Here is a 25,362-nt window from a genome sequence, read left to right on the forward strand (position 1 = left end):
TTTGTTTAAAATGACCCAGAATCTAATTTATATAAATTATGAAACCACATTTCAAACAAATAGTTACCGTTATTATCTCTATCTTTCTTTTGAGCTGCAGTGCCGATGAAACTTCTTCGCAAACTGCTGTTAATCCTCCGGCTGTTATACCGCCAACAACACAAAATCCTACAACTCCTATCTCTAGTTCAATAAATTATCTGGCTTTAGGCGACAGTTATACAATAGGTCAAAGCGTTTGTGAAACTTGCCGTTTTCCGGAACAGCTTAAAACCAGTTTAAAAGCACTTTATCCTCAAACTAATTTTTCCTTAAAAATAATTGCCACAACCGGATGGACAACTACAAATTTAATTCAGGCAATTAAAGAACAAAATCCTTCTTCAGATTACGATTTAGTTACTTTACTAATTGGTGTAAACAATCAATATCAAGGAAAAGACTTTTCCAAATATGAAAGTGAATTTCCCGAACTGGCAAATAAAGCAATTCAATTAGCAAAAGGCGATAAAAAAAATGTAATTGTAGTTTCCATACCTGATTATGCTTACACTTCTTTCGGGATGATGTTTGGAACTGAAGGAAGAATGAAAATTACTGAAGAAATCAATAAATACAACACTTTTGCCGAAAACTACTGTATCAAACAAGGAATTACTTTTGTATCAATTACAGAAATTACACGTCAGGGACTCGCTAATCCAAGCCTTGTAACAACAGATGGATTACATCCTTCAGAAGCTGCGTATAAATTATTTGTCGAGAAAATGATGCCAAAGGTAAAAGTAGCTTTGCAGGATTAAAGTTTTTACCGGAGCAGAAAAATCAGTTTTCAAAAGACAAATTGTCCCGCTATCCACTATATCTTTTGTGGCAGATACAGCAATCGGCAAAGCCACAAAAGGATGCCGTTTCTATCGGGGCTAAACTAGAAAATTTTCGTTTTTTTAAGAATTTTGGAGTTTAAAGATTTACTTTTGTCAATTCAATAATCTTCAGAATCATCTGTTCAAAATGGAATTTCTAAAAACCACAACCAAAGATATCAATGCTGTTTTTGATCTTTATAATCAAGCAACATTATATCAAAAAACAGTCAACAATAAAAGCTGGAGAGGTTTTGAAAGGGCATTAATAGAAAAAGAAATTGCAGAAAATCGTCATTTTGTAATTAAAGAAAATAGTGAAATTGCCTGCACATTTGTTGTCACTTTTGATGATTTGATTATTTGGAAAGACGCCAGTTTAGAACCTGCTATATATCTTCATCGCATTGCAACCAATCCGAAATTCAGAGGTCAATCCTACGTTAAAAAAATTGTAGAATGGGCACAAGTATATGCCAAAGAAAACAACAAAGAATACATTCGGCTTGACACACACAGCGGCAACGAAAGAATAAATAAATACTACATAAGCTGCGGTTTCGATTATAAAGGAATCAGCACTATCGAATGGACAAACGAATTGCCGGAGCATTATAAAGAAGGCTCTTTCAGTTTGTTTGAGATTAAGGTTTAAATTTCAAAAGACAATACCCTTATGAATAGAACTTCATAAGGGTTTTTACTTCGCAGAGAGGAAGGGATTCGAACCCTCGATACAGTTACCCATATACTAGCTTTCCAGGCTAGCTCCTTCAACCACTCGGACACCTCTCTTTATTGGTTTGCAAAGAACACAAAAAAAATTGAGTTAGAAAAACAAAATCAACTATTACTTTCCATGCTTTTTCTGAACTCTTCTATGAATAATTTTACGGCCTTTTTTTGGTAAGCACCTTCAATAGTCAATATAAACGAATCACGCTGTGTTCCTACACCTGTAATCTGGATCGCTTTCAAATTATCCCAGCCTTTTAGCGCTTTTTCGGTTACAATTGTCGCCCAATCACTGTCGCCTACCAAGCGTAATAATGCATGAACAGCATTTAATTCAATAGAAACCTTTGGCTTCATGTTGTTTTTTAAAAATAATTCATCTAGAAATTCTCTAGAATTAAATCCTCTTACCGGCAAAATAAGGGCAACATCTTCTATTTTTTTAAATGCAATTTTATCTAAAACAGCCAAAGGATGCGATTTCGAAACGGCCATAACTAACTTTGATCGAAACAGCGGAATTTTTTGAAAAGGTTGCTTAATTTCATTTGACGAAATAACCAAAACCAAATCTAGTTCGTTATTTAACAGCTTTTGTTCTAACGGTTCTGTTGTACCGTATTCAACAACAATTTTTAAATTTGGATATGTTTTTGCAAATGAATTAACGATTGGCAAAACCAAAAGTCCAAAAATATAAGTAACGCCAATTCGCAATTCACCGCCAATCATTTCATTCAAATCATCAATCGCCTGCTTGCCGTTTTGAACATTTTCGATGACTTGTTTGGCGTGAATCAAAAAAACAGAACCCGCTTCCGTAAGCTGAACTTTTTTGCCAATTCTAACAAACAAAGGCATTCCAAGCTCTTCTTCCAGTTTTTTTATCTGCTGAGACAAACCAGATTGTGTAACAAAACACAATTCTGCTGCTTTTGTAAAATGCAGCACTTCGGCAGTTTTAATAAAATATTCTAATTGATAGATTTCCATTTTGATAAGTTTTACTACTTATTATCAGTAAAATTATTAATTTTTCTAATGAAATCATAATCGCGAACTTTGTAAAAAAATATCAAAGGTTATGTTTAAAGCGTTAAAATCAAAAAACTTCAAATTGTTCTTTTACGGGCAATCTGTTTCTGTTATTGGAACCTGGCTTCAAAAAACAGCTGTAAGTTGGATGGTTTACAGCGTAACTGGTTCTGTTTTTCTTTTGGGATTAACCACTTTTTTAAGCATGATTCCGTCTTTATTTCTCGCACCATTGGCCGGAAGTATTATTGGCCGTTACGACAGACATAAAAGTATGATCGTATTGCAGTCATTGGCAATGTTTCAAGCGGGAGCTTTGGCTTTATTGATTTATCTAAAAATATACAACATCAATTTTATTCTGGCTTTAAGTCTTTTTCAGGGCATTATAAATTCTTTCGACATGACCTGCAGACAAACCATGATGATTGATATTGTGAATGACAAAGAAGATCTTCCAAACGCAGTTGCCTTAAACTCTACTTTAAATAATTTTGCCCGTATTGCTGGTCCAGCTTTGGCCGGAATTATTCTGCATAATTATGGTGAAGACATTTGTTTTATCGGAAATTTTTTGAGTTATATCCCGGTTTTGATTTCATTATTGATGATGAAAATCACGCCACACATAAAAGCAACTGACAAAATGAAAATGCTGGACGATTTTTTTGAAGGCTTAGACTATGTAAAAAAAGAAACCGAAATGGCAAAAATGCTTTTAATGTTAATGTGCAGCAGTTTGTTTGTTATATCTTTTAATACGTTGATGCCCGTTTTTGCCAAAGATATCTTTAACGGCAATGCACAAACTTTCAGCTGGTTCGAGAGTGCTGCCGGAATTGGCTCAATTTTATCTGCTATTTATTTGGCTAATCTTAAAAGAGCAGACAATATGAGTAAAATAATGATCGCTGCCAGCTTATTATTAGGTTTCAGCATAATTATACTTGCTTATTCAAATAGTTTAACTATCGCGCTTATTTGCATGGCATTGAGCGGTGTTGGCATGATGGCACAGACCTCAGCAATAAACATTTACGTTCAAACGCAAAGTCCTATAAATATGCGCTCTAGAAGTATCAGTTATTATTTAATGGCGTATCAGGGAATGATTCCGGTTGGAAGTTTAATTATCGGATACGTTTCTCACATTATCGGAACACGAAATACGGTTGCCATTCAGGGAATAATCTGTATTCTATCAGTAATTGTGTATGTGTATTATAAAAATCGCAGCTCTGAAGAGGAGCTAGAGACTTGTCAGGTTCGTTATAAAGATTAAAATTTAAATTTCAATTAGCGCAAAGTTGTCATTTCGATCCTGAGGCCTCGGGATCGAAATGACAAACGGAATCGGTTTAACTTAATTAAATGAACTTAAATAACTTATATGGTGAAAAAAAATTAAAGTGAAATCTCCCCACGCAAAGCGGTTTCAAAAACATCTTTAAATTCTTTTTGAGCAATATTTTGTCCCAGCAAATACATCAATTTTGTAATTGCGGCTTCTGTAGTAATATCTTTTCCTGAAATAACGCCAAGAGATTTTAAGGCTGTACTTGTTTCATATTGTCCCATATTGACACTTCCGCCAGAACATTGCGTTACATTTACAATGTGCATTCCGGAGTTGATTGCTTTCTCAATTAAATTTAAAAACCAAACTTCTGTCGGAGCATTTCCTGAGCCATACGTTTCTAAAACTATTCCGCGCAAATCTTTAATAGCCAAAATAGAAGAAAGAACAACTTCGCTCATTCCGGGAAACATTTTTATAATGGCTACATGATTGTCTAAGTTTTTATGCACAATCAACTTTGCATTTTCTTTTACGGGAAGAAATAAATGAGTGTTTAATTTTAAGTGCACCCCAGATTCTACCAATTCAGGGTAATTTGGCGCAGTAAAAGCTCTAAAATGTTCTGCATTTACTTTTGAAGTTCTATTTCCTCGGTACAATTTATATTCAAAATACAGGCAAACTTCAGTAATAACCGGTTTCCCGTTTTCTTGAAGAGAAGCAATTTGAATTGCAGTAATTAAATTTTCTTTTGCATCGGTACGAAGATCTCCTATTGGCAGTTGAGATCCTGTAAATACAACTGGTTTGGCTAAATTCTCCAGCATAAAGCTCAATGCTGAAGCCGAATATGACATGGTATCAGATCCGTGCAATACAACGAATCCGTCGTATTTAAGATAATTTTCTTCGATAATGACTGCAATTTTCGTCCACATTTCAGGATTCATGTTCGATGAATCTATTGGATTTTCGAAAGAGACGGTTTCAATCTCACAATCTAATTGTTTGATTTCAGGAATTTTTTGCAATAATTTACCAAAGTTGAATGCTTTAAGCGCACCCGTTTCAAAATCCTTGCTCATACCGATGGTTCCACCAGTATAAATCAGCAATATTTTAGGTTTAGATGACATCTTGGTATTTTAATTTATTGACAACCGGATTTGCATACATTGACAAAAATCCTTGTCTAGTAACAGGATTGTCACTGCCAATACGCATTTCTAAACGACGCTCAAAAAGTGATTTTTCATTTTCTTTATATAAATGAGAAAATTTATCAGTGTTGTTTAAAATATCGTAAGCAATAAAATTAGTTGGCCACAATTGGTAATTTTTCAAAATAGAATCATCAATAACTTGTGCCAAGGCCTGAATTTGTTTGTTGGCGTTATCGTTTTCAGCTACAATCTGATCGATTTCAGTATCTAAAACATCTCCAACAGAAATATGTATTCTTTTTTTAGTTCCCATAATACCACTTAAAATGGTCATGAAATCTTCATTTTTATCTTTAACGTAAACTTCGTTATTTGCTTCTGCCATTAATTGCGGCATTTTTAAAACATCTGTCGGATCATATTCGTACGAAATTGAAACTGGAACTATTCTTAATTTCTTGAAATAATCCATTAAATTGGCTTCATCAGAGCCCATTCCGATCATTTTTAAAACGCCTGGATTGGTTTCGTCATTTCCATCTTTTGTACGTCCTTCTCTTTGCGCAATCCAAACCGAACGATTTTCGCGAAGCAATAACTGCCCCATATATTCTGCCAATAATTTAGAACTTTGCAACATTTCTCTTGGTGTCAAACCTCTTAAAACCAAGAAGTTTCTATTTAATTTAGCCAAAGTTGCCAAGAAAGCTTTTTTTACCAAATTATCTCCAATTGCAGACGCGGTCATGACCAAACCATGTTCGAACAAACAAACATTCAGCAATGTTGTGTCTAAAAGAATATCTCTGTGATTTGAGATAAATAAATAGGATGTGTTTTTTTCAAGTTTATCAAAACCTGAAGTTGTAAGACCTTCAGAGCTTTTTTCAAGCACTTTTTGAATAGTATTATAAATAAAGTTGCATTGAAAATCACGAATCGAATGTGTTTTCTTCAGCTGATCCTTCCAAACCTCATCTTCTACTTCCGGAAAAGTAAAGTTCATCATGGTTTTCATCATCGGGTGATTTACAACATCATGAAGTGCTTCATTTATTTCAGAATCATAAAACGGTCGAATGGCATCAAATTTCTGCATTATTTATTGGTTTTAAGTCGGCAAAAGAACAAAAAAAAAATTAAAGTATTGTAAGGTGCATATTAAATACCAAAAACGTCTTTAGAATTTTGTGTTGTTGTCGCTGCAATCTCTTCTTCAGATACATCATAAATAGCGGCCAGCTTCGAAATTACATTCACTAAATAACTGCTTTCATTTCGTTTTCCTCTATAAGGAATTGGCGCTAGATAAGGCGAATCTGTTTCTAACACAATATGTTTTAAATCGATTTGATTTAAAAACTGATCAATTTTTCCGTTCTTGAATGTCACTACGCCTCCAATTCCTAATTTCATTTTATAAGAAATGGCCTGTTGTGCTTGTAATAAAGTTCCGGAAAAACAATGAAATATCCCAAATAAATCTTCAGATTTTTCTTCTTCTAAGATTTCGAAGATTTCATCAAAAGCTTCACGGCAATGAATTACAATAGGAAGTTTGTATCTTTTTGCCAGCTGAATTTGTCTTCTAAAAGCGATTTGCTGTTCTTTTAAATGTGTTTTATCCCAATACAAATCGATCCCAATTTCGCCTACTGCATAGAATTTTCGTTTTGATAATTCGGTTTCAACATGCTGAAGCTCTTCTTCGTAATTCTCTTTCACGTAAGTGGGATGCAAACCCATCATTAAAAAGACATTATCCGGATAATTCTGTTCTAAATCGTACATAGACTGTGTTGCAGCGGCATCGATAGCAGGAATAAAAAAACGGGTTACTCCGGCATCTATAGCTCTTTGAATCATTTCGTCACGATCTTGATCGAACTCTTCAGAATATAAATGAGTATGTGTATCGGTAATAATTGGTGTTGAATTCAATTGTATATTTTTTTTAAAGTTGTCAAAATTACGACAATATTAAAAGAATAGCAATTGTGGTTAAATGGAACACAGATTTTAAGACAATAAGAAAAAATAAAATATTTTTTCTTATTCAGTTAAAGCCGTTATGGTTAATTTTTTTTGTTGATTTTTTATAAAAAATAAATCGAATTTCTATTACGCCTTTACGTAAAGGGTAAAAAAAATCCGCAAAGCATTTTACCTCTTTGCGAATCTCTGTGAAATTCTTTGTGTATTTTGTGAAATCAAAACCTTTAATCCAATTCATCTAAAAGAAGCTGTACCTCATCATAATTTTCATAATCCTCAGATATGGTCTGTAGAACTGCTTTACAGGCTTTATAATCTTTTTGTTTTAATTTAGACAATGCAAGACTCCATTTTGCTTTTTCTTTATAAACTGAAGTTCCTGATATTACTTTATTAAATTCTGTTTCGGCTTTTTGATATTGACTTTCTTCTAATAAAGAAACGCCATAATAATATTGAATTTCTGGTGTTTTGTTTTGTTTTAGAATTGTTTCAAAAAGTGGAATTGCATCGTTGTATTTTCCTTTATTAAAAGCTGTTTCTGCAGCTTTTAAAGTTTGATTGGCAGTACTTCGTTCTGTAAACGAAGCTTGTTCTGGATGATTATAATCTGCAAAAGTTGGATTTTGATTGTAATTAAAAAAGAACAACCCGAATAAAACCGCTACAGATGCCGCTGCTGCAAGATACCAAGATTTTAATCCTATAACTTTGGGTTTGCTTACATTGAAATGCTTGTCTGAAATTTGAGTCAGATTTTCTTTGAACGCTTCTCTTTCTTCTTCATATTTAAATTTATTTTCTAATTGAAGCTGAACAGATTTAAACGTTTTAAATGCTGAAGAAAATTCTGGATCTTCAGATATTTGTCTTTCAAAATCATTTTTTTCATCAACATTCAGTTCGTCTTGAAGATATTGATCAAATAATATGTAGCGCTCTTCATTCATGACTAATTATTTTTTAGAGAATTAAAATTTTTGGCTTCCTGAATCCACTGGGTTAATTGGCCTACACATAACGATTTCTTTTTACGAACGTAACCATACGTAACATTGAGTTTTTCGGCAACTTCTTCCATCGATTTAATACTGAAGCTAAGTTTTAATAATTCTTGGCATTTTTCGCCAAGCTTAGCAAACATGGTATCAAAAAGCTGTTGTTTTTCGTCAAATTCTTCGGTTTGTCCAATCAATTCGAGTGCAGATTCATTCATAGATACTGCGTCTTCGTTAATTGTTACCCCTTTATTTGATGTTTTTTTAAATTCATTCAGCCATTTTCTTTTGCATAACAAGAAAAAATACGCATCAAAAGGGCAAGTCAATTTTAAGGTATTGGCTTTAGCCTGATTAAAAAGTAAAATCATAACCTCTTGCACAACATCCTGCGCATGCTCTTTATCGCCAGAATTGTTCATAACAAACATTACGACTTTAGGAACGAACTTTTTATAAATAGACTGAATAATTGCCGAATCGTTTGCAGCAAGTCCTTCAATATATATTTGGTCAGGATGAATCTTAGTTTGGCCCATAAAAAACTTTTTGTAGCTAATTTAGAAAACAATTGTAAATAAATTTCACATAATAAGGTAACAATTAACAAATCAAGTTGATATAAGGATACAAAAGTCTTTTAAAACAGTTAAAAAATTAAGAGAAATGGAAACCTATCAATTTATAAACGAAAAAAATCTGGATCAATTTCACGAAATGATTTCTGCTAAAAAGCGAAACGGTTTTGTAATTGTCGAGCATAACGAAAAACTGCCTTATGTAGTTTTATCTAAAGAAAAAAAAGCCATCAACCATTCTTTGCATCTCTTCCTTACTTGCCTTACTGTAGGCGTTTGGTCAATTGTATGGCTGTATTTAATAGTTACGCTTTCGCGGAAGAAAAACATTCTGGTCGCTGTAGATGAAGACGGAAATCTGTTTGAAGACAAATGTCTTTCAGTGTAAATTAAAAAAAATAAAAAACAGGGTAACAAATTTATAAGACTGTTGATATAACAATAAAACAAGAGTTGAAATTCATTATTTAAAGTTTGGAATTTATTTTTAAAAAAAAGGGTAACAATATCAAACCCAAATTGATATTAGAATATAAAAACTATAATTAATAACCAGAATCTGAAAACCGCTTGAAAAATTCAAGTCAGATTTATAAAATTAGAAATCATGAACACAAATTTTAAAACTATCAGTCTATTATTTTTAGTACTAATCTCTTTTGTAAGCTGCGACAACAGCGATGGCGACGATATTGTTCTTTCGCCTCCAACTGCAGCTGCATTTAAGGGAATTACCGAAAAAGGAATCAAAAAAAATACGCAAAATTTCACGCTTACGGCCGGAGCCGGAATGGTAACATTAACTTCTGCAAAAGGTGTAAAACTAAACATCAACGGAAACTGTTTGACTAAAAACGGAAATCCGGTAACTGGGACTGTAGATATCGAGTATATCGAACTTTTTGACAAAGGAAACATGTTAATAACCAACAAACCAACAATGGGAGTTACAGCAGACGGAAAGAAAAACTTGCTGATTTCTGGCGGAGAGTTCTTCATCAAAGCAACTCAAGGCGGTGTTGAACTTCAAAATTCTTGTACTATGAGCTTAATCATTCCGACTGCCTTAACAGATGGTCTTGACAACACTATGACTTTATGGAATGGGACAATTGATGAAGCTGGAGAATTGGCTTGGAGAGAAAACAAACCAAACGCTGATGGAACAGGCGGAGGAAAAGGCGGTGTTCAAGGTGAAGGAACAAACTATTATGTAACTTTTGGAAACTTTGGATGGACAAACGTAGATCGTTTTTACAGCGATCCTAGACCAAAAACTACTATTTTGGCTGATGCTCCTGATGGTTACGACAATAACAACAGTGCGGTTTATTTATCTTACGACGGCGAAGGAACAAATGCGCTTGCGAAATTAGATACGTATACAGCTGCAGGATTATTCAGCGAACATTACGGTCAAATTCCGATTGGTTTAAAATGTCATGTGATTTTTGCTACAGAAGATAATGGTCAATGGCGCTATGCAATCAAAGCGGTAACCGTTGCTGCAAACGATGTTTACACTTTTACTTTAGCCGAAACAACAGTCGGTACAGAAGCTCAACTGGTGGCTGCAATCAATGCTATTCAGTAACTTACAAAATACTTTTTAAGAAAAAGTGGTGATTTGCTCATCACTTTTTTTTACATTTAATCCTGTTTTAAAATTGATTCTTAAGATTTTAGAACCCAAAACTATCTCGTTATGAAACCACAACTGTCTGTTTTCTTTATCCTTTTCTCTATTTTTTCAATAGGACAAACCAAAGTAAAAGACACCATAACCCGAAGAGCTAATATTGTTTTTATTCAAAACGGCAATGCGGTTTCTTATAAAACCGAAACCCCGCCTTTAATTCCGATTGCGGGTGCACCAAAACCAAGCTATTCGTATTTATGGGAACTCGGCGACGGACATTACAGTAAAGAAGCAACGCCAAAGCACGTTTATAAAAATAAAGGCACCTATACTACAAGACTTGCCGTAACGAACAATTACGACAACGGAAAACCGCCGGCAACACGACCAAAAAAAGTAGCTGTTAATGATATTACAGATACTGATTATAAAGACATTGCTTCAATTGCAGATCAAAACGGATTTGCGATTATCAAAAACTGCGACCCAATTCCAGAACAAGAAATGGTAGTCGTGGTAAGTTATCAAAATCTGGAAAATTATGTTGTAAGCGGCAAGCTTTATCTTTTCTATAATGAAAAACAATTTAAAAGCAATAATTTCGAATTGATCGATTTTAGAACGTATGCAAACGAGCGCGAGGTAAAGGAAAACAGTATTGCTTCTGCAGATGATCTTGAGGATTCTAAAAATTATCTGGCTTCCGCCGAAAATCCAATGCAGTTTAAAAAATACCGAAACACAACTTCTGAAGAAGATCTTGATGCTTCATTATTAGATGCTAATAAAACCTATCATAATGTTTCGATTTTAGAATTTGATGATCAGAATCCGAGTGAAACGCGCAATGTTTTTTATACCTTTAAAACCACTCCGGAAATGATCAAAGACACCAGCGCAACGGTTACGATGCGCGGGATTTTTGTTCCGAATCGGAGTTATAAAAATCACAAAATAAAAAACCTGGAAATGGAAATTGTAACTTCTCACGATCCTAACAAAATGGGTTCGAACGGAAGTTTTATGAATTATAGATTAGTCCGTTTTAAAAGAGTGAATTTTAAAACCCGTTTTCAAAATAACGGCGAAGGGCCGGCTAGAATGATTCGGCTAGAAACGGATGTTCCGGATATGTTCGATAAAAAGACTTTTCAGATTGAAGATATGTATCCAAAATGTCCGATTTGCCCAAAAGGCGAAGAACCAACCGTAAGTTGTCTGGATACGATTATCAAACAAAAACAGATTTTCTTTACTTTCAAAAACATTTATTTGCCGGGAAGCGAACAAAAAAACGTACAGGAAAAAGATTCTACAAAAGGTTTTGTAAAATATTCTATGAAGTTTGCAGAAGATTTTCATAAAGTAAAAACCAAAAGCAGAACTGCTATTATTTTCGATAAAAACGAGCCAATAATTACCAATTACGCCACTACTCGATTCCTGCCCGGAATTTCGATTGGCGCAAAAGCAGGTTATAATTTCTATCCAGATTTAGAAAAATCTACGAGCTATTTTGTTGGCGCGACCATTTCGCCATTTAAATCGTATCGCTTTTATTGGCAGGCAGAATGGGTTAACGCTTTGAATAAATATGAAAGCGCTGCAACTGTAGTTGATGGAAGTGTGGTAAGCCCAAATGGCGTAAAACAATTTCAGCGCACAACGACCACAACCGAAAATAAAAATGTAAACTGGGAAATTCCGGTTTTAATTCGCTATAACATTAATAATTACATTGGAGTTGGTGCAGGAATTCAAGCTAATTTTGATGTTTCATCAGAACAAAATCTAACTAGAAAAATCGAAACTTTTGAAGGCGGAACAGATCAGTTTTTAATGGATACAAGGACAGAATCAAGTTCAGTCAAAAACTCGTTTGTCAATTTAAAAACAGGTCTTTTATTTGATTTAACGGCCGGTTTTGCTAGAATTGGACCAAGCTTAGGCGCGCGCTACGTAATTAATTTCGAACAGAATTTTAATTATTTTCAGTTTTATGGGATATGGAAGTTTTAAGCTTATTTCACAAAGATACACAGAGGTTTTGCACAGAGATGCACAAAGTTTTAATCTATGAAAAAACAATATTGCTATATTTTTTATTTCTCAACACTCATTCTATTCTCACAGAATCAGGAAGATAAAATATACAATGCAATTGATGTTTTTGTGGCTCATCCTTCCGCGAAAGCGTTACAAAATTTAACGAATACAGAAGTTGCTTTTTGGAAAAATTCAAAACCAAAAACTAATGATGAATTGCTGGCGATTGTAGTTTTAAATTGCAATAAAGCGTATTATGAAAATCAATTTGGGCAAACTCAAAAAGCAATTTCAAGTTATGAAAAAGCGTGGCAGATTTATCAAAAAAAGAAACTTTCTAATTACGATATTATTGAATATTGCTTAAAACCTTTAGGGAATTTATATACCGTTTTAGGCGATTATGATAGTGCCGAAAATACCATTAAACAATACTTTTTTATTGTAAATACTGCTAAAAATTATCCTGATGCACAAAAACAAAAGTTTGCTGGGATTTTGAATTTATCGAACGTTTACCAGAATTCTGGAAAGATTGCTTTGGCAATTGAATTGTTAGAAAACACTTTAAAAACAGAGAATTTATCCAATTCTCAGAAAGGCATTTTATTGAATAATTTGGGAAATAGCTATTGGGTGAATTCAAAACAATTTGTGTTTATTAAAAATTCTCCTGATAATGCCGAAAAAGCATTTTTATCTTCCATAAAATATCTTAAAAACGAAAAAGATCAGCTAGAAACATTATCCAATTCTTATCGAAATTTAGCTTCGATGAACCGACAATGGCAACGATTTGAAATTGCCAAATCTTATATGGAAAAAGCAGAAAAGCTATTTCTGGAAATGCCAAAACCTCAGCCTCGAAAATTAGCAAAACTGTATTATGAAAAAGCTTTGTTGCTTTTTGATGAACGAAAAGCGGAAGAAAGCCAAAAGCAGATTACTTCTGTTTTTAAAATTTTAATTCCGAATTACAATTCAAAAAACATACTTCCAAATCAAAATCAATTGTATGCTGAAACGGTTTTGATTGATGCGCTGGATTTGCAGGCAGAAATTTTTCAAATTAAACAGCCAAAAAAAGCACTTCAGGCTTTCGAACTTTCATTTTATATTGAAGATTTATTGATGAATTCTTTGGTTTATGAAAATTCAAAAATCATTTCTCAATTGCGGTCTCGAAATCGAACAGAAAAATGCATTACTATTTACGATCAATTGTACCAAAAAGAAAATAAAATTGAATATTTAGAAAATGCCTTTCAGTTATCTGAAAAAACAAAATCAGGCATTCTAAAAAGTTATCGTTCGAATATTAAAAATGCTTCCGCAGAAGAAAAACAGCTTTTACAGCAACTTCAAAACTTAAATAATGCAATTTCAAAAGAACAGCAAAAAGGAGATTCGGCAGATATTTCTAAAATAAATCAGATTATAAAAAAGCAAAATGAATTGATGCTTTCGCTGAAGAAAATTCAATCTGAAAACGTTAATTTTTCTGAACAGTTTGATTTAAAAGCTTTATTTTCAAAATTAGAAAAAGACAAAGCCGCGATGGTTTATTATTTTATGGGTTCTGAAATTTTATATTATTTCACTTTACAAAATAAGCGAATTACTTTAAACCATATTTATATTACTGATACTGCAATTCCTAAAATTGCACAATTTATAGATTATTTTAATTCTGCTGATGCCATTACAAACGATATTTCGGGTTATAATAAATACGGAAAAGTTCTTTATGACATGCTGAAATTACCTTCAAATGTAATCTACAAAAACCTCATCATTGTTCCAGACGGAATTTTAAATTTTCTTCCTTTTGAAGCTTTAATTACAAAAGAATCAAACACAACGAATTTTGCTAAAATGCATTATTTATTAAATGATTTTAAGATTGGGTACAATACTTCGGCCAGCATTTATCTAAATTCTAAACCGGTTTCTAATTCGGATAAAACAGTACTAGGCGTTTTTCCAGTTTTCGAAAAAACGGCTTATGAATTGAGTTATTCCAAGAAAGAATTAGAATTTATCAGAAGTAATTTTAAAGGAAAATATTTAGAAAACGCTGAGGCTTCATTTGCCAATTTCAAAAAGTATGCAAACCAATATTCGATTTTACATTTAAGTACACACGCATCCTCTGGAGATATTGAAACTCCAGCAAGCATTAAGTTTTACGATCAGGAGATATTGTATTCTGAATTATATAATTTGAATATTACTCCAGATTTGGTTGTTTTAAGTGCGTGCGAAACCGGAATTGGCAAACTCTATAAAGCGGAAGGCGCAATGAGTGTTGCGAGAGGTTTTCAGTTTGCAGGTGCACAAAATTTAATGTTTTCTTTATGGAAAGTAAACGATTATACCACTTCTGTTTTTATGTCTGATTTCTATAAAAACATAAAAAACGATGTTCCGTATTTTGAAGCGAACACCAATGCTAAGATTGCTTTTTTGAATGACAAAACTATTTCAAATGCAAAAAAATCTCCCTATTACTGGAGCTCATTTGTGTATTACGGGTCAATTTCAAGCGAAGAGAATTCAACAAATTATATCTTTTACATCATTAGTTTATTGGCTTTAATTGGTTTATTTTTGATATTCAATCAGTATCGAAAATGGAAAATCTTCACCAAGTTCTCAAAAAAGAGAAATACAAAAAAATAAAATTCAAAGTTACCAAAACGCAACATCTTTCGATAAAAGCCAAAATTAACGGCGTTTCTGGAAATTTTATTTTAGATACGGGCGCATCAAATACCTGCGTTGGATTTGAAAGCATTGAACGTTTTGAATTGAATGCAAAAAAATCGAAAACAAAAGCCTCTGGAGCAGGAGGAACAGGAATGAAGACACAAATTTCAGCTAGCAATCATTTACAGCTCGGAAGCTGGAAAAGCAAAGATTTCAGTATCGTTATTTTTGATCTTTCTCATGTTAATGAAGCTTTAGAATCTTTTAAAACCAAACCCGTCCACGGTATTATTGGTGCTGATGTTTTGCTGGAAGGAAAAGCAATTATTGATTATTATAATCATTATTTGTATCTTAAATTATAAATTCCAATTCTGTAATTAATAGAAATATAAAAATCCCAAACTCCTTTCGGAATTTGGGATTTTTCAATCTAAAATTAAATCAAAATTAATGCGTATGTTTCGGATTAAAACCGTCTTCGCTTAATTCAGTATGCTCATAATCGGCAACCATTTCAGCTTCGTAATCGATTTTTTCTCCTTTAGATAATCTGCGAATAATACCTTCCATTATTTGGTAAATTACAGGAACTACAATCAAGGTTAAGAATAACGAAGAAATTAATCCTCCGATAATTACCCAAGCCAAACCATTTTTCCATTCAGCTCCTGCTCCAGATGCTAATGCAATTGGGAACATACCAAATACCATCGCAATTGTAGTCATCAAAATCGGACGTAAACGAGCGTGGTTTGCTTGAATTAATGCCGTTCTGATTGATTCTCCAGCCGCTCTTCTTTGGTTTGTATAATCTACAAGCATGATCGCATTCTTACATACCAGACCAATCAACATAATAATACCTAAAATCGTAAAGATATTCAATGAGTTATTTGTCAAGGCTAATGCCAGTAAAGCTCCAATAAACGAAAGCGGAATAGCAAATAATACGACAAACGGGTGAACGAAACTGTCATACAAACTCACCATTACCAAGTAAACCAAAATAATTGCAGCAAGTAAAGCGATTCCTAAAGTACCAAATCCTTCAGATTGGTTTTCTTGATCACCACCCCAAATATAGTTTACACCAGCTGGTTTTTTAATTTTATCTAACTTAGCCTGCCATTGCGTTACAATTGTTCCTGATGGAACCCCAACGTTTTGTCCTTTTACAGTTACCGACGCCGATTTGTCTCTACGCTCTAACTGGCTAGGTCCAGAACCTTCTGTCACAGAAGCAAATTGAGATAATTTAATTTGTTGTCCTGCAGCATTGATGAAAATCAAATTACTTACATCAGTAATACTTTTTCTATCAAATGCATTGTATCTGATGTTGATGTCATATTCGTATTCTCCAGCTCTATATTTACCGTCAGTGTTTCCGCTAAAAGCAGTTTGCATAGTTAAACCGACAGTTTGAAGTGTCAATCCTAATGCCGCCATTTTATCACGGTCAACTTTTACGTTAATTTCAGGGTTTCCGTCTTCAACAGTTAATTTAATCTCAGTTGTTCCAGGAATAGTGCGTAATGCAGCTTCAGCTTGTTTAGCATATGCCATTGCCGCTTCAGTAGAAGGACCAGTTACGATCAATCCTAACGTAGCATCTTCAGCAGTTCCTAAGATACCTACAGGAACAGTTTTTACTTTTGCCCCAACCAATACTTTCTCTAGCTTACGTTTAATTTTTGCAGCGTAAACATTTGCATTGTCAGTACGATCTTTTTGCTCGATCATTTTTACGTCAATCTCCGCTTTATAAGCAGTTGCTTGCGATGCTCCAAAACCTTCACTGGTTTGTCCTACCGTTGTAATTTGACTGTGAACGTACTCTTGTCCTTTTAGGTATGCTTCGGCTTTTTGTGTCATGAAGTTGGTTTGTTCTAACGAAGCATCTTTTGGCATTTCGATCTGAACTAAAAACTCTCCACTATCAGATGATGCAAAAAACTCTCCTCCAATGAAACCACCTAAGCCAAAAATTGATCCAAAGAACAATATTAAAACAAGAACAATTGTTTTACCGTAATTATCTAAACACCAAGTCAATAATCCAGAAATCCAGTTAGTAAAACGTGTTAAATAATTTTCGAAACCAAGAATAACTCTTCCAAAGAAATTTTTCCCTTCAATATGCTCTAATTTACCATAACGAGATGATAACCAAGGAATAATTGTAAATGAAGCTAAAAGTGATAGTAATGTTGAAATAATTACAGTAACACAAAATTGTGTAATAATATTAGATACTAAACCAGAACTCATTGCGATTGGCAAGAACACTACGACAATTACCAAAGTAATAGAAGTTACGGTTCCGCCAATTTCTGCAGTTCCATCATATGAGGCACGGATTCGGTTTTTACCCATTTCCATATGTCGGTAAATATTCTCGAGGACCACAATCGCATCATCGACCAGAATACCTACAACAAGAGATAACCCTAATAAACTCATTAAGTTTAACGTATATCCCATTAAATAAATTCCGATGAACGTTGCAATTAACGATGCAGGAATAGAAACCATTACAATTAATGAGTTTCTAATACTGTGCAAGAAAAATAACATTACTAATGCTACCAGAACTACCGCAATTAACAAATCATGAACTACAGAGTCTGCAGCTTCAAGAGTAAAAATTGTACTGTCTTTTGCAACTTCTAATTTTAAATGGCTTTTTTCATAATCTTTTTCAAGAACAGCAATTGTTTTCAATAAGCTCTCACTTACAGCAACCGCATTGGCATCTGATTGTTTTACTATTTGTAAAACGATTGCGCTTTTTTGATCTACACGAGATATTTTTTCTGCAATTTTCTGCGTATCCTGAACATCGGCAATATCACTTAAACGAACTTGAATTCCGTTTTGAGATGAAACTACTAAGTTTCTCAATTCTTCAACACTTTTATATTTACCCGCTAAACGAATTAATATTTTTTGATTACGAGTCTGAATGTTTCCTGTTGGGAAATCTAAGTTCGATGTCAAAATATTTTGTTGTACCTGCGGAACAGATAATCCGTAACCCTGCATTTTTAATGCATCAAGGTTTACCTGAATTTCTCGTTCTTCACCACCAATAATATTTACTTGAGCAACACCTTGTACACGAGATAAAATAGGCGCAACTTTTTTATCAATCAAGTCATAAAACTGTGCTTCGTCCATTTTTCCGTTGGCACCAAGTGTCATAATCGGTAAATCACTCAGCGAGAATTTAGTTAGTGCCGGTGTTTTCACATCTTCTGGCAAATCACTGATGATGGCATTAATTTTTCGCTGTGCATCATTCAGAGAAAAGTCGACTTTTGCATTTGATGTTAAGGTAATCGAAACAATAGACAAACTTTCGTACGATTTTGAGTCAATTTTCTTAACATTCTCTAAGGATGCGATCGCGTCCTCAATTTTCTTAGTTACCGTGTTTTCAACCTCACTAGGAGAAGCTCCAGGATAAATAGTAGAAATTGTAATAACGTTTTGTTCAAACTTCGGTATCAGCTCATAGCCTAATTGGCTGTAGCTGAACAATCCACCAAGTATCAGAATTGTAAACAATACAATTACTAACGACGGACGTTTTATGGATATTTCGGCTAATTTCATATATTTTGCTTTATGCTTTAGGCTATAAGCAATAGGCTTTAGGCTTTTAGATTGCTTAAAGCTTATTGCTTACGGCTTACAGCCTGTAAATTATTTAATAATCTCTACTGTATTTCCGTCTTGTAAGTTAATCTGACCTGTAACAATAACTTTTTCTCCGTCAGTTAATCCGCTGATAATTTCAACTTGATCTCCTAAAATTCTTCCAGCAGTTACTTTTCTTAATTTTGCAATACCATTTTCTGCTACGAAAATTTCGTTGCTGCTTACACTTCCTACAAAAGCATTTCTAGGCACAACCATTAAGTGTTGTTTTTGCTGATTTGAAGCAAAGTTTGCAGTTCCGTACATACCTGCTTTAAGGTCGTTGTTTACATTATTTGCAATTTCAATTTCTACAGGAAAGTTTAAACTCTCATCTGCTTTTGCAGCAATAAAAGTAATTTTTCCAGAAAAAGTTTTATCAGGATAAACACTAGCAGTAACATTAATGTTGTTTCCTACTTTCAAACTAGCCACTTGATTTTCATTTACTGTAACAACTAATTTTAATTTAGAAACATTTACAATATCAAATAACGCTGTTGCCGGCATACCTGTTAAGATAGATCCTGGCTCAATGTATTTTTTATTGATGAAACCGCTAATTGGAGCTTTTACTTTAGTATCACCCACATTAATGTTAGCTTGTTTTAAGCTAGACTCAGCATTTGTCAATGCTAATTTCGCCTGATCTACTTGTTGTTTTGTAACACCTCCAGTTTTAAATGCATTTTCATATCTGCTGTAATCAGATTTTGCATTTTGATAAACTGCCTGAGCTTGCTGCGCACTTACATTGATTACATCGCCTCTCATTGTCAATAAAGTTTGACCAACTCTAACGTAATCTCCTTCTTTAGCTAAAACGCTGATTACTTTTCCAGATTTTTCAGCAGAAAAAGTCAATTGTTGAATAGGCTGAAAGTTTCCGTTTGCCACGAAATCCAATGAAATTTCTTCTGTTTTTACAGGTGTTACTTTTACTGAAACTGCAGCATTTTTTTCTGCAACAATATCTGTTTTTTCTTTATTCTTCTTCTTATTATTATTTAAGACATATCCAATCACACCTAAAGCTGCGATTATGATTACGATAGTTATAATAGTTTTCTTCATTTTGTTTAGTTATTTAATAAGAGTTTTAAGTTCGCCTTTTGATTTGATTAGTGATATTTCGGCAATTTTATAATTTAAAACTGCTCTGGTATAATTATTTTGAGCTTCAAGTTGTGCATTTTCAGCATCTAATAAATCTGTTAATGATGCTAACCCCTGAAGGTAATTATTTTTTGTATTGCTTAAGATTTCAGTTGCAAGCTGCATGTTTTCTTTTTGATTTTGAATTGTAATAAGATTGTTTTCAATATCAGCCATTGCATTTCTGTAATCTAAATCAAGTGAAAGTTTTGTGTCTTTGATATCTTCCTGAAGCGATCTGATTTCTACATCTGCTTGTCTTACTTTAGCACGAGTACCGAATCCTGTAAAAATTGGCACATGCAGATTCAATCCAATTGCAGAGTAATCTGACCAATAGACGCCGTCTTTAGGTTTTGCGAACCATGGCATTTGAGGACCTTGACCAATATAATTGTATCCTGCAGTTAATGAAAGTGTCGGATAATATCCAGCTTCAACTGCTTTCTTATTAAATACTAAAAGCTCTTCTTGTTTTTTCAAAAGCAAGTATTCCGTTCTGTTTTCTATATTAGGTTCTTCTGTTAATGCAGCTGGGATAACTTCAAATTCTTCTTTCGGAATCTCGATTACCGTTTCAATAGGCATTCCCATATAAAACTTCAAAGCATTTTCCTGTAAAATAATTTGATTTTTAATTTGCTGACGTTCTGTGTCAATGTTTGACATTTTTACAACAATACGGTCTAAATCAATTTTTTTAGCTAAACCATTATCAAATTGTCCTTTTACGATATCACGAACTTTAGTAGTATTCACATAATTACTATCTAATAAAGTTAGTCTTTCGCGTTGAACGTATACAGAATAGTAGTTATTTGCAACTCTTTCAATTACTTGTTCTTCTGTCAATTGATCGTTTATTTGATAAAATTCACGAGTAGATTTAGCTGCTCTTAATCCGGTAAAAACAGATTGATCAAATAAAGCCTGAGTTAACGAAAGTCCAGCTCCAGAAGTCCATTTTTGGCCAAATGCTGCCTGAATTGTAGTTCCTGGCTGACCAAATCCTGCTCCATCAATAACTGTAGTTTGTATAACTGGATTATAAGTTAAACTTCCGTTTGCAGAAATTTGTGGCAACGCTCTTGAACGTATTTCCTGAATTTTGTACTCGCTGTTTTCAACCTGCAGTTTCGATTTCTTAGCGTCAGATTTGTTCTGAAGCGCATATGTAAGAGCATCTCTTAAGGTTAAAGTTGTGACTTGCGCATTGGCTGAAAGACCAATTGAACACAAAAATATAAGAATTATTCTTTTCATAGATTGATGATTAAATAGTAAATTTTTTAAGTTGTTTTTCTAATTCTATTATTCCTTTTTCGGTCGCCATAGCTCTAGTATGATATTCCAAAGCTTCCAATTCTATTTTTTGAGCTTCTCTTTCTGAAATTGTTGTTTCATTAATATGAAAAATCAGCGTATAGTAAAATTTCACATAAATGTCTATATTCAAATCTGATCGATATAAACCTTCTCGAATTCCTTTTAAAATATTATCTCTAAAATAATGGTTGCACTGATCAATTTCATGTGTCATTACATTTTGATAAATTTCCGGATAATGCTTTTTAAGCTGATAAAGAGGTGAAGTATCTGTTGCGTTTTTAAACATATCACGAAACATCTCTCTAATCTCAAAATTCTCGTGAATTGCATTGTAATTTTTCGCTACAATAGTGTCGATTACTTCATGTACTTGTTTATGAACTGTCGAAGTACTCTCTTCAATCAATACTTCTTTATTGCAAAAATATTTGTAGATCGTTTTTTTCGAAATACACATTTCTCCCGCAATATCATCCATTGTAACACTTTTAAAACCGAGTCTTAAAAACAATTCACTCGCTTTTGATATGATTTTCTCTTTCATTTTAATTTCAAATTGTATTACAAATATAATTAGGAAACTAAAATATGAAAAATAGTTTCCGTTATTTTTGTAATAATTTTACATTAATTTATTCAACAAGTAAGATTTATATGCTAAATTCTAGATTAGCAATTAGCTTAATATCTCTTCCAAGTGCTAAACCTCCATTGTGGTTAAATGAATTATAATCTAAACCAAAATCTTGGCGTTTAATATCTCCTTTAATTTCAAAAGCAACTTTTTTCTCTCCATTATAAGTATTAATACCAATAAATTCAGCATCAAGTTCAACAACTTTAGTTACATCTTTTATGGTTAAATCACCTTTAAAGAAATTGATGTTATGATTTACTTTTTGAAATGAAGTCGATTTAAAACTAATAATAGGATGTTCATCTACATCAAAAAAATCTTGCAGCTGCAAATAAGTATCAACTTGCTGAAAACTGTCATTTTTGTTATTGATGTCTAAAGAAAACTCAACCGAAGCATCTTCAATTTCATTGTCTTCAATGTTTACATAACCATCAAATTTATTTGTATTGCCACCCATATAAGCAATTATCGAGTGTCTCATTTTAATTAAAACATCCGATTGGCTAGAATTTAAGGTCCATGTTGTTTTCATAAATATTTGGTTTTGTTTAGTTTATAAATTATCTAAACTGCTTACGGAAACTTTTTCAGTGTTTCGAGTTTCCAATTAAAAGTGCAAATATAGACAGGAAACTGTAAACACCAAAAAAGTTTCCAAGTTTTTTTAAAAAATATTTGGTTTGAAAAAAATTAGGGCAGTTATTCCAAAAATTGTTAATAAAAAATAAGTAATATTTTATTAAAAAAATAATACAAATTCACCTTTTTGATAATTTTAAAACGATCAAATACTAATTAAAAACCCAACAAAAAAATGAAAATCGGAAAATTACTATTACTTGCCGGAATACTATTTTTTAGCTCAACATTAAATGCCCAAATCCTCAAAGGAAACTGGATGATGGGTGGTGATGCAACTTTTTATACAAATAAAGATACATATCAAGAATTAACTTTTAAAGCAACTGGCTTTGGTGTTTCACCAAATGTAGGTTATTTCATAATTGATAAATTAGCGATTGGGTCATCAGCTACATTATCATATATAATAGAAGATAACAGCAATACAGAACGAACAAATAATTTTAATTATGGTATTGGACCATTTGTTAGATATTATTTTTTAAAGCCAGAAAACACTATTAATGTTTTTTCAGAAGTAAGCTATTATTTTGAAAAAGTCAATCAAACAGATTCAAAACTAAATAGTATCAAAATAAAAGCCGGAGCCGTATATTTCTTAAACAGTAGTGTTGGACTAGAAGTAGCTCTAAACTATCTAAATCAAAAAGCTAATAATGATATGACAAACAATGCATTCTTTCTAGGAGTTGGATTTCAGATACATTTAGAAAAAGAATAATCATTTTGAAGTAAATTTTACAACAATCTGATAATTCATATTTGAGTTGTATCTTTGAGCCTCGCAAATCAGAATTTAATTTTATGCACAATATTAGTCAATACCAAGATTTTTTTATTAGTTATCTAAAAAACCAAAGCATACAAAAAGAGCCAAAAAACCTTTATGAGCCTATTGAATATATTTTAGGACTTGGTGGCAAACGAATGCGTCCGGTTCTAACATTAATGGCTTCAGAGGTATTTGACGCTGATTATAAAATGGCGCTTCCGGCGGCAATGGCGGTAGAAGTTTTTCATAATTTCTCACTTGTACATGATGATATTATGGATGATGCTCCTTTGAGAAGAGGAGAGGAAACGGTGCATGAAAAATGGAATATCAATACCGGAATTTTATCTGGCGACGCTATGCTGATCTTGGCTTATCAGTATTTTGAGCAATATGAACCAACCATTTTTAGAGATTTAGCAAAACTATTCAGCAAAACTGCACTTGAAGTTTGCGAAGGCCAGCAATGGGATGTCGATTTTGAAGAAAGAAATGACGTTACGATTCCTGAATATTTAAAAATGATCGAATATAAAACAGCTGTTTTGGTTGCTGCGGCGATGAAAATGGGTGCAATTGTAGCAAAAACTTCTGAAAAGGAAGCCGATTTAATTTATGATTTCGGATTGAATCTAGGATTAGCTTTTCAGCTTCAAGACGATTATTTAGATGCGTTTGGAGATCCTAAAACTTTTGGAAAACAAGTTGGCGGCGACATTATCGAAAATAAGAAAACCTATTTATATCTAAAAGCAATAGAATTTTCATCAGATGAAAAAGCAACAGAATTAAAACAATTATTCGGTTTGCAATTAGATGATAATTCAGAAAAAATAGAAACTGCCAAAGCGATTTTTAATGATTCTGGAGCATCAAAAGCAACACAGGAAGCTATAGAAAAGTATACTTTTAAAGCTTTTGAAACTTTACAAAAAATGGAAATTAATGCTGAAAAGAAAAATGTTTTGAGAACTTTCGGCGAAAATTTAATGGGACGTAAGGTTTAGTAATCAATTTTCAGTGCCAGTTTTCAGTAAAAAAATCTACAATCATAAATCAGCAATCTAAAATCTAAAATAAATATGTTTGTAGCACCAATAAGTACAGAAGCACTTCTAGATCAAGCGCAAGCCGAGACTTTATATTTAAGTTTGATTGAGCAAATCAACAAAGATTTTAATTTAGCTAATGAAGGAATCGACTTTCCGTTAAGCATTTCTCCCGACGAATTAAAAATTCAGCTGCACGAAAAAATATACCGAATGATTCAGTACAAATTCGCTGAATATTTAAACCTATTATATATTATTGATGTTTCTGAAATCGAAATCAAAAAACTTGACGGATCAGATTTAGTCATTCTTGCAGAACAAGTTGCTTTTTTAATTTTAAAAAGAGAATGGCAAAAAGTTTGGTTTCGAAATTATTATAAATAAGGTTCTGAGGTTCTAAGATCCTAAGGCTCTAAGTTTTTTTCTCAGTAGGACGAACGATATCGTGCAATTTCTCTAATTCGTCAAAAAGTCCAAAATACTGTGTATCAATTTTACTTCCAACAATTTGGAAACGACCACATTTAAAACAAATCTTTGCTACTCCAATCGTCTTTTCTTTCTTTTTAAAAATAAAAATGTCGCGGTATTCGGGAACACACGCATATGCACTCATTTGCAGAGAATCTTTTTCGCTGAATACATTTTCAATTTCCTTTTGCTGTTTAATTGTAAGATTGGATTTCTTATAATTATGACTTAACAAAATTTCTTCAAAACTCTTTTTAGGAATACTATCCGGAAAATATCCCATAAATATATCTTCAAACTCCTTCTCTTTTTTTGATTTTTTACTTTCTCCTCCAGAAATAATTATACTATCAAGAGTGTAATTCACAAAATAATGATCGATTTTATCCGCATCAAAAAAAGGTCGTAAATCTTTTTTTACAACCTTTTCATTAGTGTTTTTTGACTTCTCCCAGTTATTACAACTAAAAGTAATAACTCCAATGATTATAAAAATATATTTTTTCAAATTCCTGCATTTAAAATTTAGAAT

Annotated in this window: 23 protein-coding genes and 1 tRNA gene; 11 read left to right on the plus strand and 13 right to left on the minus strand. The window is 32.8% G+C overall.

What is annotated here, in order from left to right:
• The first annotated feature begins 38 nt into the window (after window positions 1–38).
• A complete protein-coding gene (locus IR010_RS06565) occupies window positions 39–803 on the plus strand; it encodes an SGNH/GDSL hydrolase family protein (RefSeq protein ID WP_029271607.1) in 765 nt (254 codons plus the stop codon).
• Between the two features lie 211 nt (window positions 804–1,014).
• Window positions 1,015–1,521 (plus strand): GNAT family N-acetyltransferase, encoded by a 507-nt coding sequence (locus IR010_RS06570; protein WP_194602628.1) that lies wholly within the window; start codon window positions 1,015–1,017, stop codon window positions 1,519–1,521.
• A 53-nt stretch (window positions 1,522–1,574) separates the two neighbouring features.
• Here the strand turns inward: IR010_RS06570 and IR010_RS06575 are convergent.
• Both IR010_RS06575 and IR010_RS06580 read right to left on the minus strand, forming a co-directional pair.
• A tRNA-Ser gene (locus tag IR010_RS06575) sits at window positions 1,575–1,661 on the minus strand.
• Between the two features lie 48 nt (window positions 1,662–1,709).
• The gene (locus IR010_RS06580; protein WP_194567874.1) at window positions 1,710–2,594 is read right to left on the minus strand and encodes a LysR substrate-binding domain-containing protein; all 885 of its coding nucleotides are present in this window, start codon (window positions 2,592–2,594) and stop codon (window positions 1,710–1,712) included.
• Between the two features lie 91 nt (window positions 2,595–2,685).
• On the opposite strand from IR010_RS06580, the gene IR010_RS06585 reads away from it, so the two are divergent.
• On the plus strand, window positions 2,686–3,918 hold the full coding sequence (locus tag IR010_RS06585; RefSeq protein ID WP_194602630.1) for an MFS transporter: 1,233 nt from the start codon (window positions 2,686–2,688) through the stop codon (window positions 3,916–3,918).
• Window positions 3,919–4,040: 122 nt separating this feature from the next.
• On the opposite strand, the gene IR010_RS06590 is transcribed toward IR010_RS06585, so the two are convergent.
• The 5 genes from IR010_RS06590 to IR010_RS06610 form a co-directional block, all read right to left on the minus strand.
• Window positions 4,041–5,072 (minus strand): asparaginase, encoded by a 1,032-nt coding sequence (locus IR010_RS06590; RefSeq protein ID WP_029271601.1) that lies wholly within the window; start codon window positions 5,070–5,072, stop codon window positions 4,041–4,043.
• Window positions 5,062–6,198, minus strand: coding sequence for a 1-acyl-sn-glycerol-3-phosphate acyltransferase (locus tag IR010_RS06595; protein ID WP_194567870.1), 1,137 nt, complete (start codon window positions 6,196–6,198; stop codon window positions 5,062–5,064). The genes IR010_RS06590 and IR010_RS06595 overlap by 11 nt, the downstream gene beginning before the upstream one ends.
• A gap of 62 nt (window positions 6,199–6,260) precedes the next feature.
• Window positions 6,261–7,040, minus strand: coding sequence for a TatD family hydrolase (locus IR010_RS06600; RefSeq protein WP_194602633.1), 780 nt, complete (start codon window positions 7,038–7,040; stop codon window positions 6,261–6,263).
• 278 nt (window positions 7,041–7,318) lie between these two features.
• Window positions 7,319–8,044, minus strand: a complete 726-nt coding sequence (locus IR010_RS06605; RefSeq protein ID WP_194602636.1) for a tetratricopeptide repeat protein — start codon at window positions 8,042–8,044, stop codon at window positions 7,319–7,321.
• Window positions 8,045–8,046: 2 nt separating this feature from the next.
• Entirely contained in the window at window positions 8,047–8,631 is a 585-nt protein-coding gene (locus tag IR010_RS06610; RefSeq protein ID WP_194602639.1) for an RNA polymerase sigma factor, read from the minus strand.
• A 127-nt stretch (window positions 8,632–8,758) separates the two neighbouring features.
• Between IR010_RS06610 and IR010_RS06615 the strand changes: the two genes are divergently transcribed.
• From IR010_RS06615 to IR010_RS06635, 5 genes are all read left to right on the plus strand, one after another.
• Window positions 8,759–9,058 carry a hypothetical protein gene (locus tag IR010_RS06615; protein ID WP_029271594.1) on the plus strand — a complete coding sequence of 100 codons (300 nt, stop codon included), beginning with the start codon at window positions 8,759–8,761 and terminating at the stop codon, window positions 9,056–9,058.
• Window positions 9,059–9,277: 219 nt separating this feature from the next.
• A complete protein-coding gene (locus IR010_RS06620; protein ID WP_029271593.1) occupies window positions 9,278–10,264 on the plus strand; it encodes a hypothetical protein in 987 nt (328 codons plus the stop codon).
• A 111-nt stretch (window positions 10,265–10,375) separates the two neighbouring features.
• Window positions 10,376–12,328: a PKD domain-containing protein gene (locus tag IR010_RS06625; RefSeq protein ID WP_194602641.1), complete on the plus strand. Its 1,953-nt coding sequence runs from the start codon at window positions 10,376–10,378 to the stop codon at window positions 12,326–12,328.
• Between the two features lie 57 nt (window positions 12,329–12,385).
• Entirely contained in the window at window positions 12,386–15,037 is a 2,652-nt protein-coding gene (locus IR010_RS06630; RefSeq protein ID WP_194602644.1) for a CHAT domain-containing protein, read from the plus strand.
• Complete coding sequence (locus tag IR010_RS06635; RefSeq protein ID WP_029271590.1) at window positions 14,989–15,429, plus strand: retropepsin-like aspartic protease; 441 nt, start codon at window positions 14,989–14,991, stop codon at window positions 15,427–15,429. The genes IR010_RS06630 and IR010_RS06635 overlap by 49 nt, the downstream gene beginning before the upstream one ends.
• 85 nt (window positions 15,430–15,514) lie before the next feature.
• Here the strand turns inward: IR010_RS06635 and IR010_RS06640 are convergent, their stop codons facing one another.
• The 5 genes from IR010_RS06640 to IR010_RS06660 all read right to left on the minus strand — a co-directional run bounded on the left by IR010_RS06640 (window position 15,515) and on the right by IR010_RS06660 (window position 22,425).
• Window positions 15,515–18,685: an efflux RND transporter permease subunit gene (locus IR010_RS06640; protein WP_194567856.1), complete on the minus strand. Its 3,171-nt coding sequence runs from the start codon at window positions 18,683–18,685 to the stop codon at window positions 15,515–15,517.
• A gap of 90 nt (window positions 18,686–18,775) precedes the next feature.
• Window positions 18,776–19,843 (minus strand): efflux RND transporter periplasmic adaptor subunit, encoded by a 1,068-nt coding sequence (locus IR010_RS06645; protein WP_029271588.1) that lies wholly within the window; start codon window positions 19,841–19,843, stop codon window positions 18,776–18,778.
• Window positions 19,844–19,852: 9 nt separating this feature from the next.
• The gene (locus tag IR010_RS06650; protein WP_194567855.1) at window positions 19,853–21,187 is read right to left on the minus strand and encodes a TolC family protein; all 1,335 of its coding nucleotides are present in this window, start codon (window positions 21,185–21,187) and stop codon (window positions 19,853–19,855) included.
• Between the two features lie 10 nt (window positions 21,188–21,197).
• Complete coding sequence (locus IR010_RS06655) at window positions 21,198–21,797, minus strand: TetR/AcrR family transcriptional regulator (RefSeq protein WP_194567853.1); 600 nt, start codon at window positions 21,795–21,797, stop codon at window positions 21,198–21,200.
• Between the two features lie 106 nt (window positions 21,798–21,903).
• Window positions 21,904–22,425 (minus strand): YceI family protein, encoded by a 522-nt coding sequence (locus IR010_RS06660; RefSeq protein WP_194567851.1) that lies wholly within the window; start codon window positions 22,423–22,425, stop codon window positions 21,904–21,906.
• Between the two features lie 282 nt (window positions 22,426–22,707).
• Here IR010_RS06660 and IR010_RS06665 point away from each other — a divergent pair, with 282 nt between their 5' ends.
• The 3 genes from IR010_RS06665 (at window position 22,708) to IR010_RS06675 (ending at window position 24,743) form a co-directional block, all read left to right on the plus strand.
• On the plus strand, window positions 22,708–23,256 hold the full coding sequence (locus tag IR010_RS06665) for an outer membrane beta-barrel protein (RefSeq protein WP_194602647.1): 549 nt from the start codon (window positions 22,708–22,710) through the stop codon (window positions 23,254–23,256).
• Window positions 23,257–23,339: 83 nt separating this feature from the next.
• On the plus strand, window positions 23,340–24,314 hold the full coding sequence (locus IR010_RS06670) for a polyprenyl synthetase family protein (RefSeq protein WP_194602649.1): 975 nt from the start codon (window positions 23,340–23,342) through the stop codon (window positions 24,312–24,314).
• 75 nt (window positions 24,315–24,389) lie between these two features.
• The gene (locus IR010_RS06675) at window positions 24,390–24,743 is read left to right on the plus strand and encodes a hypothetical protein (RefSeq protein WP_029271583.1); all 354 of its coding nucleotides are present in this window, start codon (window positions 24,390–24,392) and stop codon (window positions 24,741–24,743) included.
• 28 nt (window positions 24,744–24,771) lie between these two features.
• On the opposite strand, the gene IR010_RS06680 is transcribed toward IR010_RS06675, so the two are convergent.
• Window positions 24,772–25,338 carry a hypothetical protein gene (locus tag IR010_RS06680; protein ID WP_194567849.1) on the minus strand — a complete coding sequence of 189 codons (567 nt, stop codon included), beginning with the start codon at window positions 25,336–25,338 and terminating at the stop codon, window positions 24,772–24,774.
• Window positions 25,339–25,362: the final 24 nt, after the last annotated feature.

The organism is Flavobacterium sp. MR2016-29, assembly GCF_015350695.1.
Classification (GTDB): Bacteria; Bacteroidota; Bacteroidia; order Flavobacteriales; family Flavobacteriaceae; genus Flavobacterium.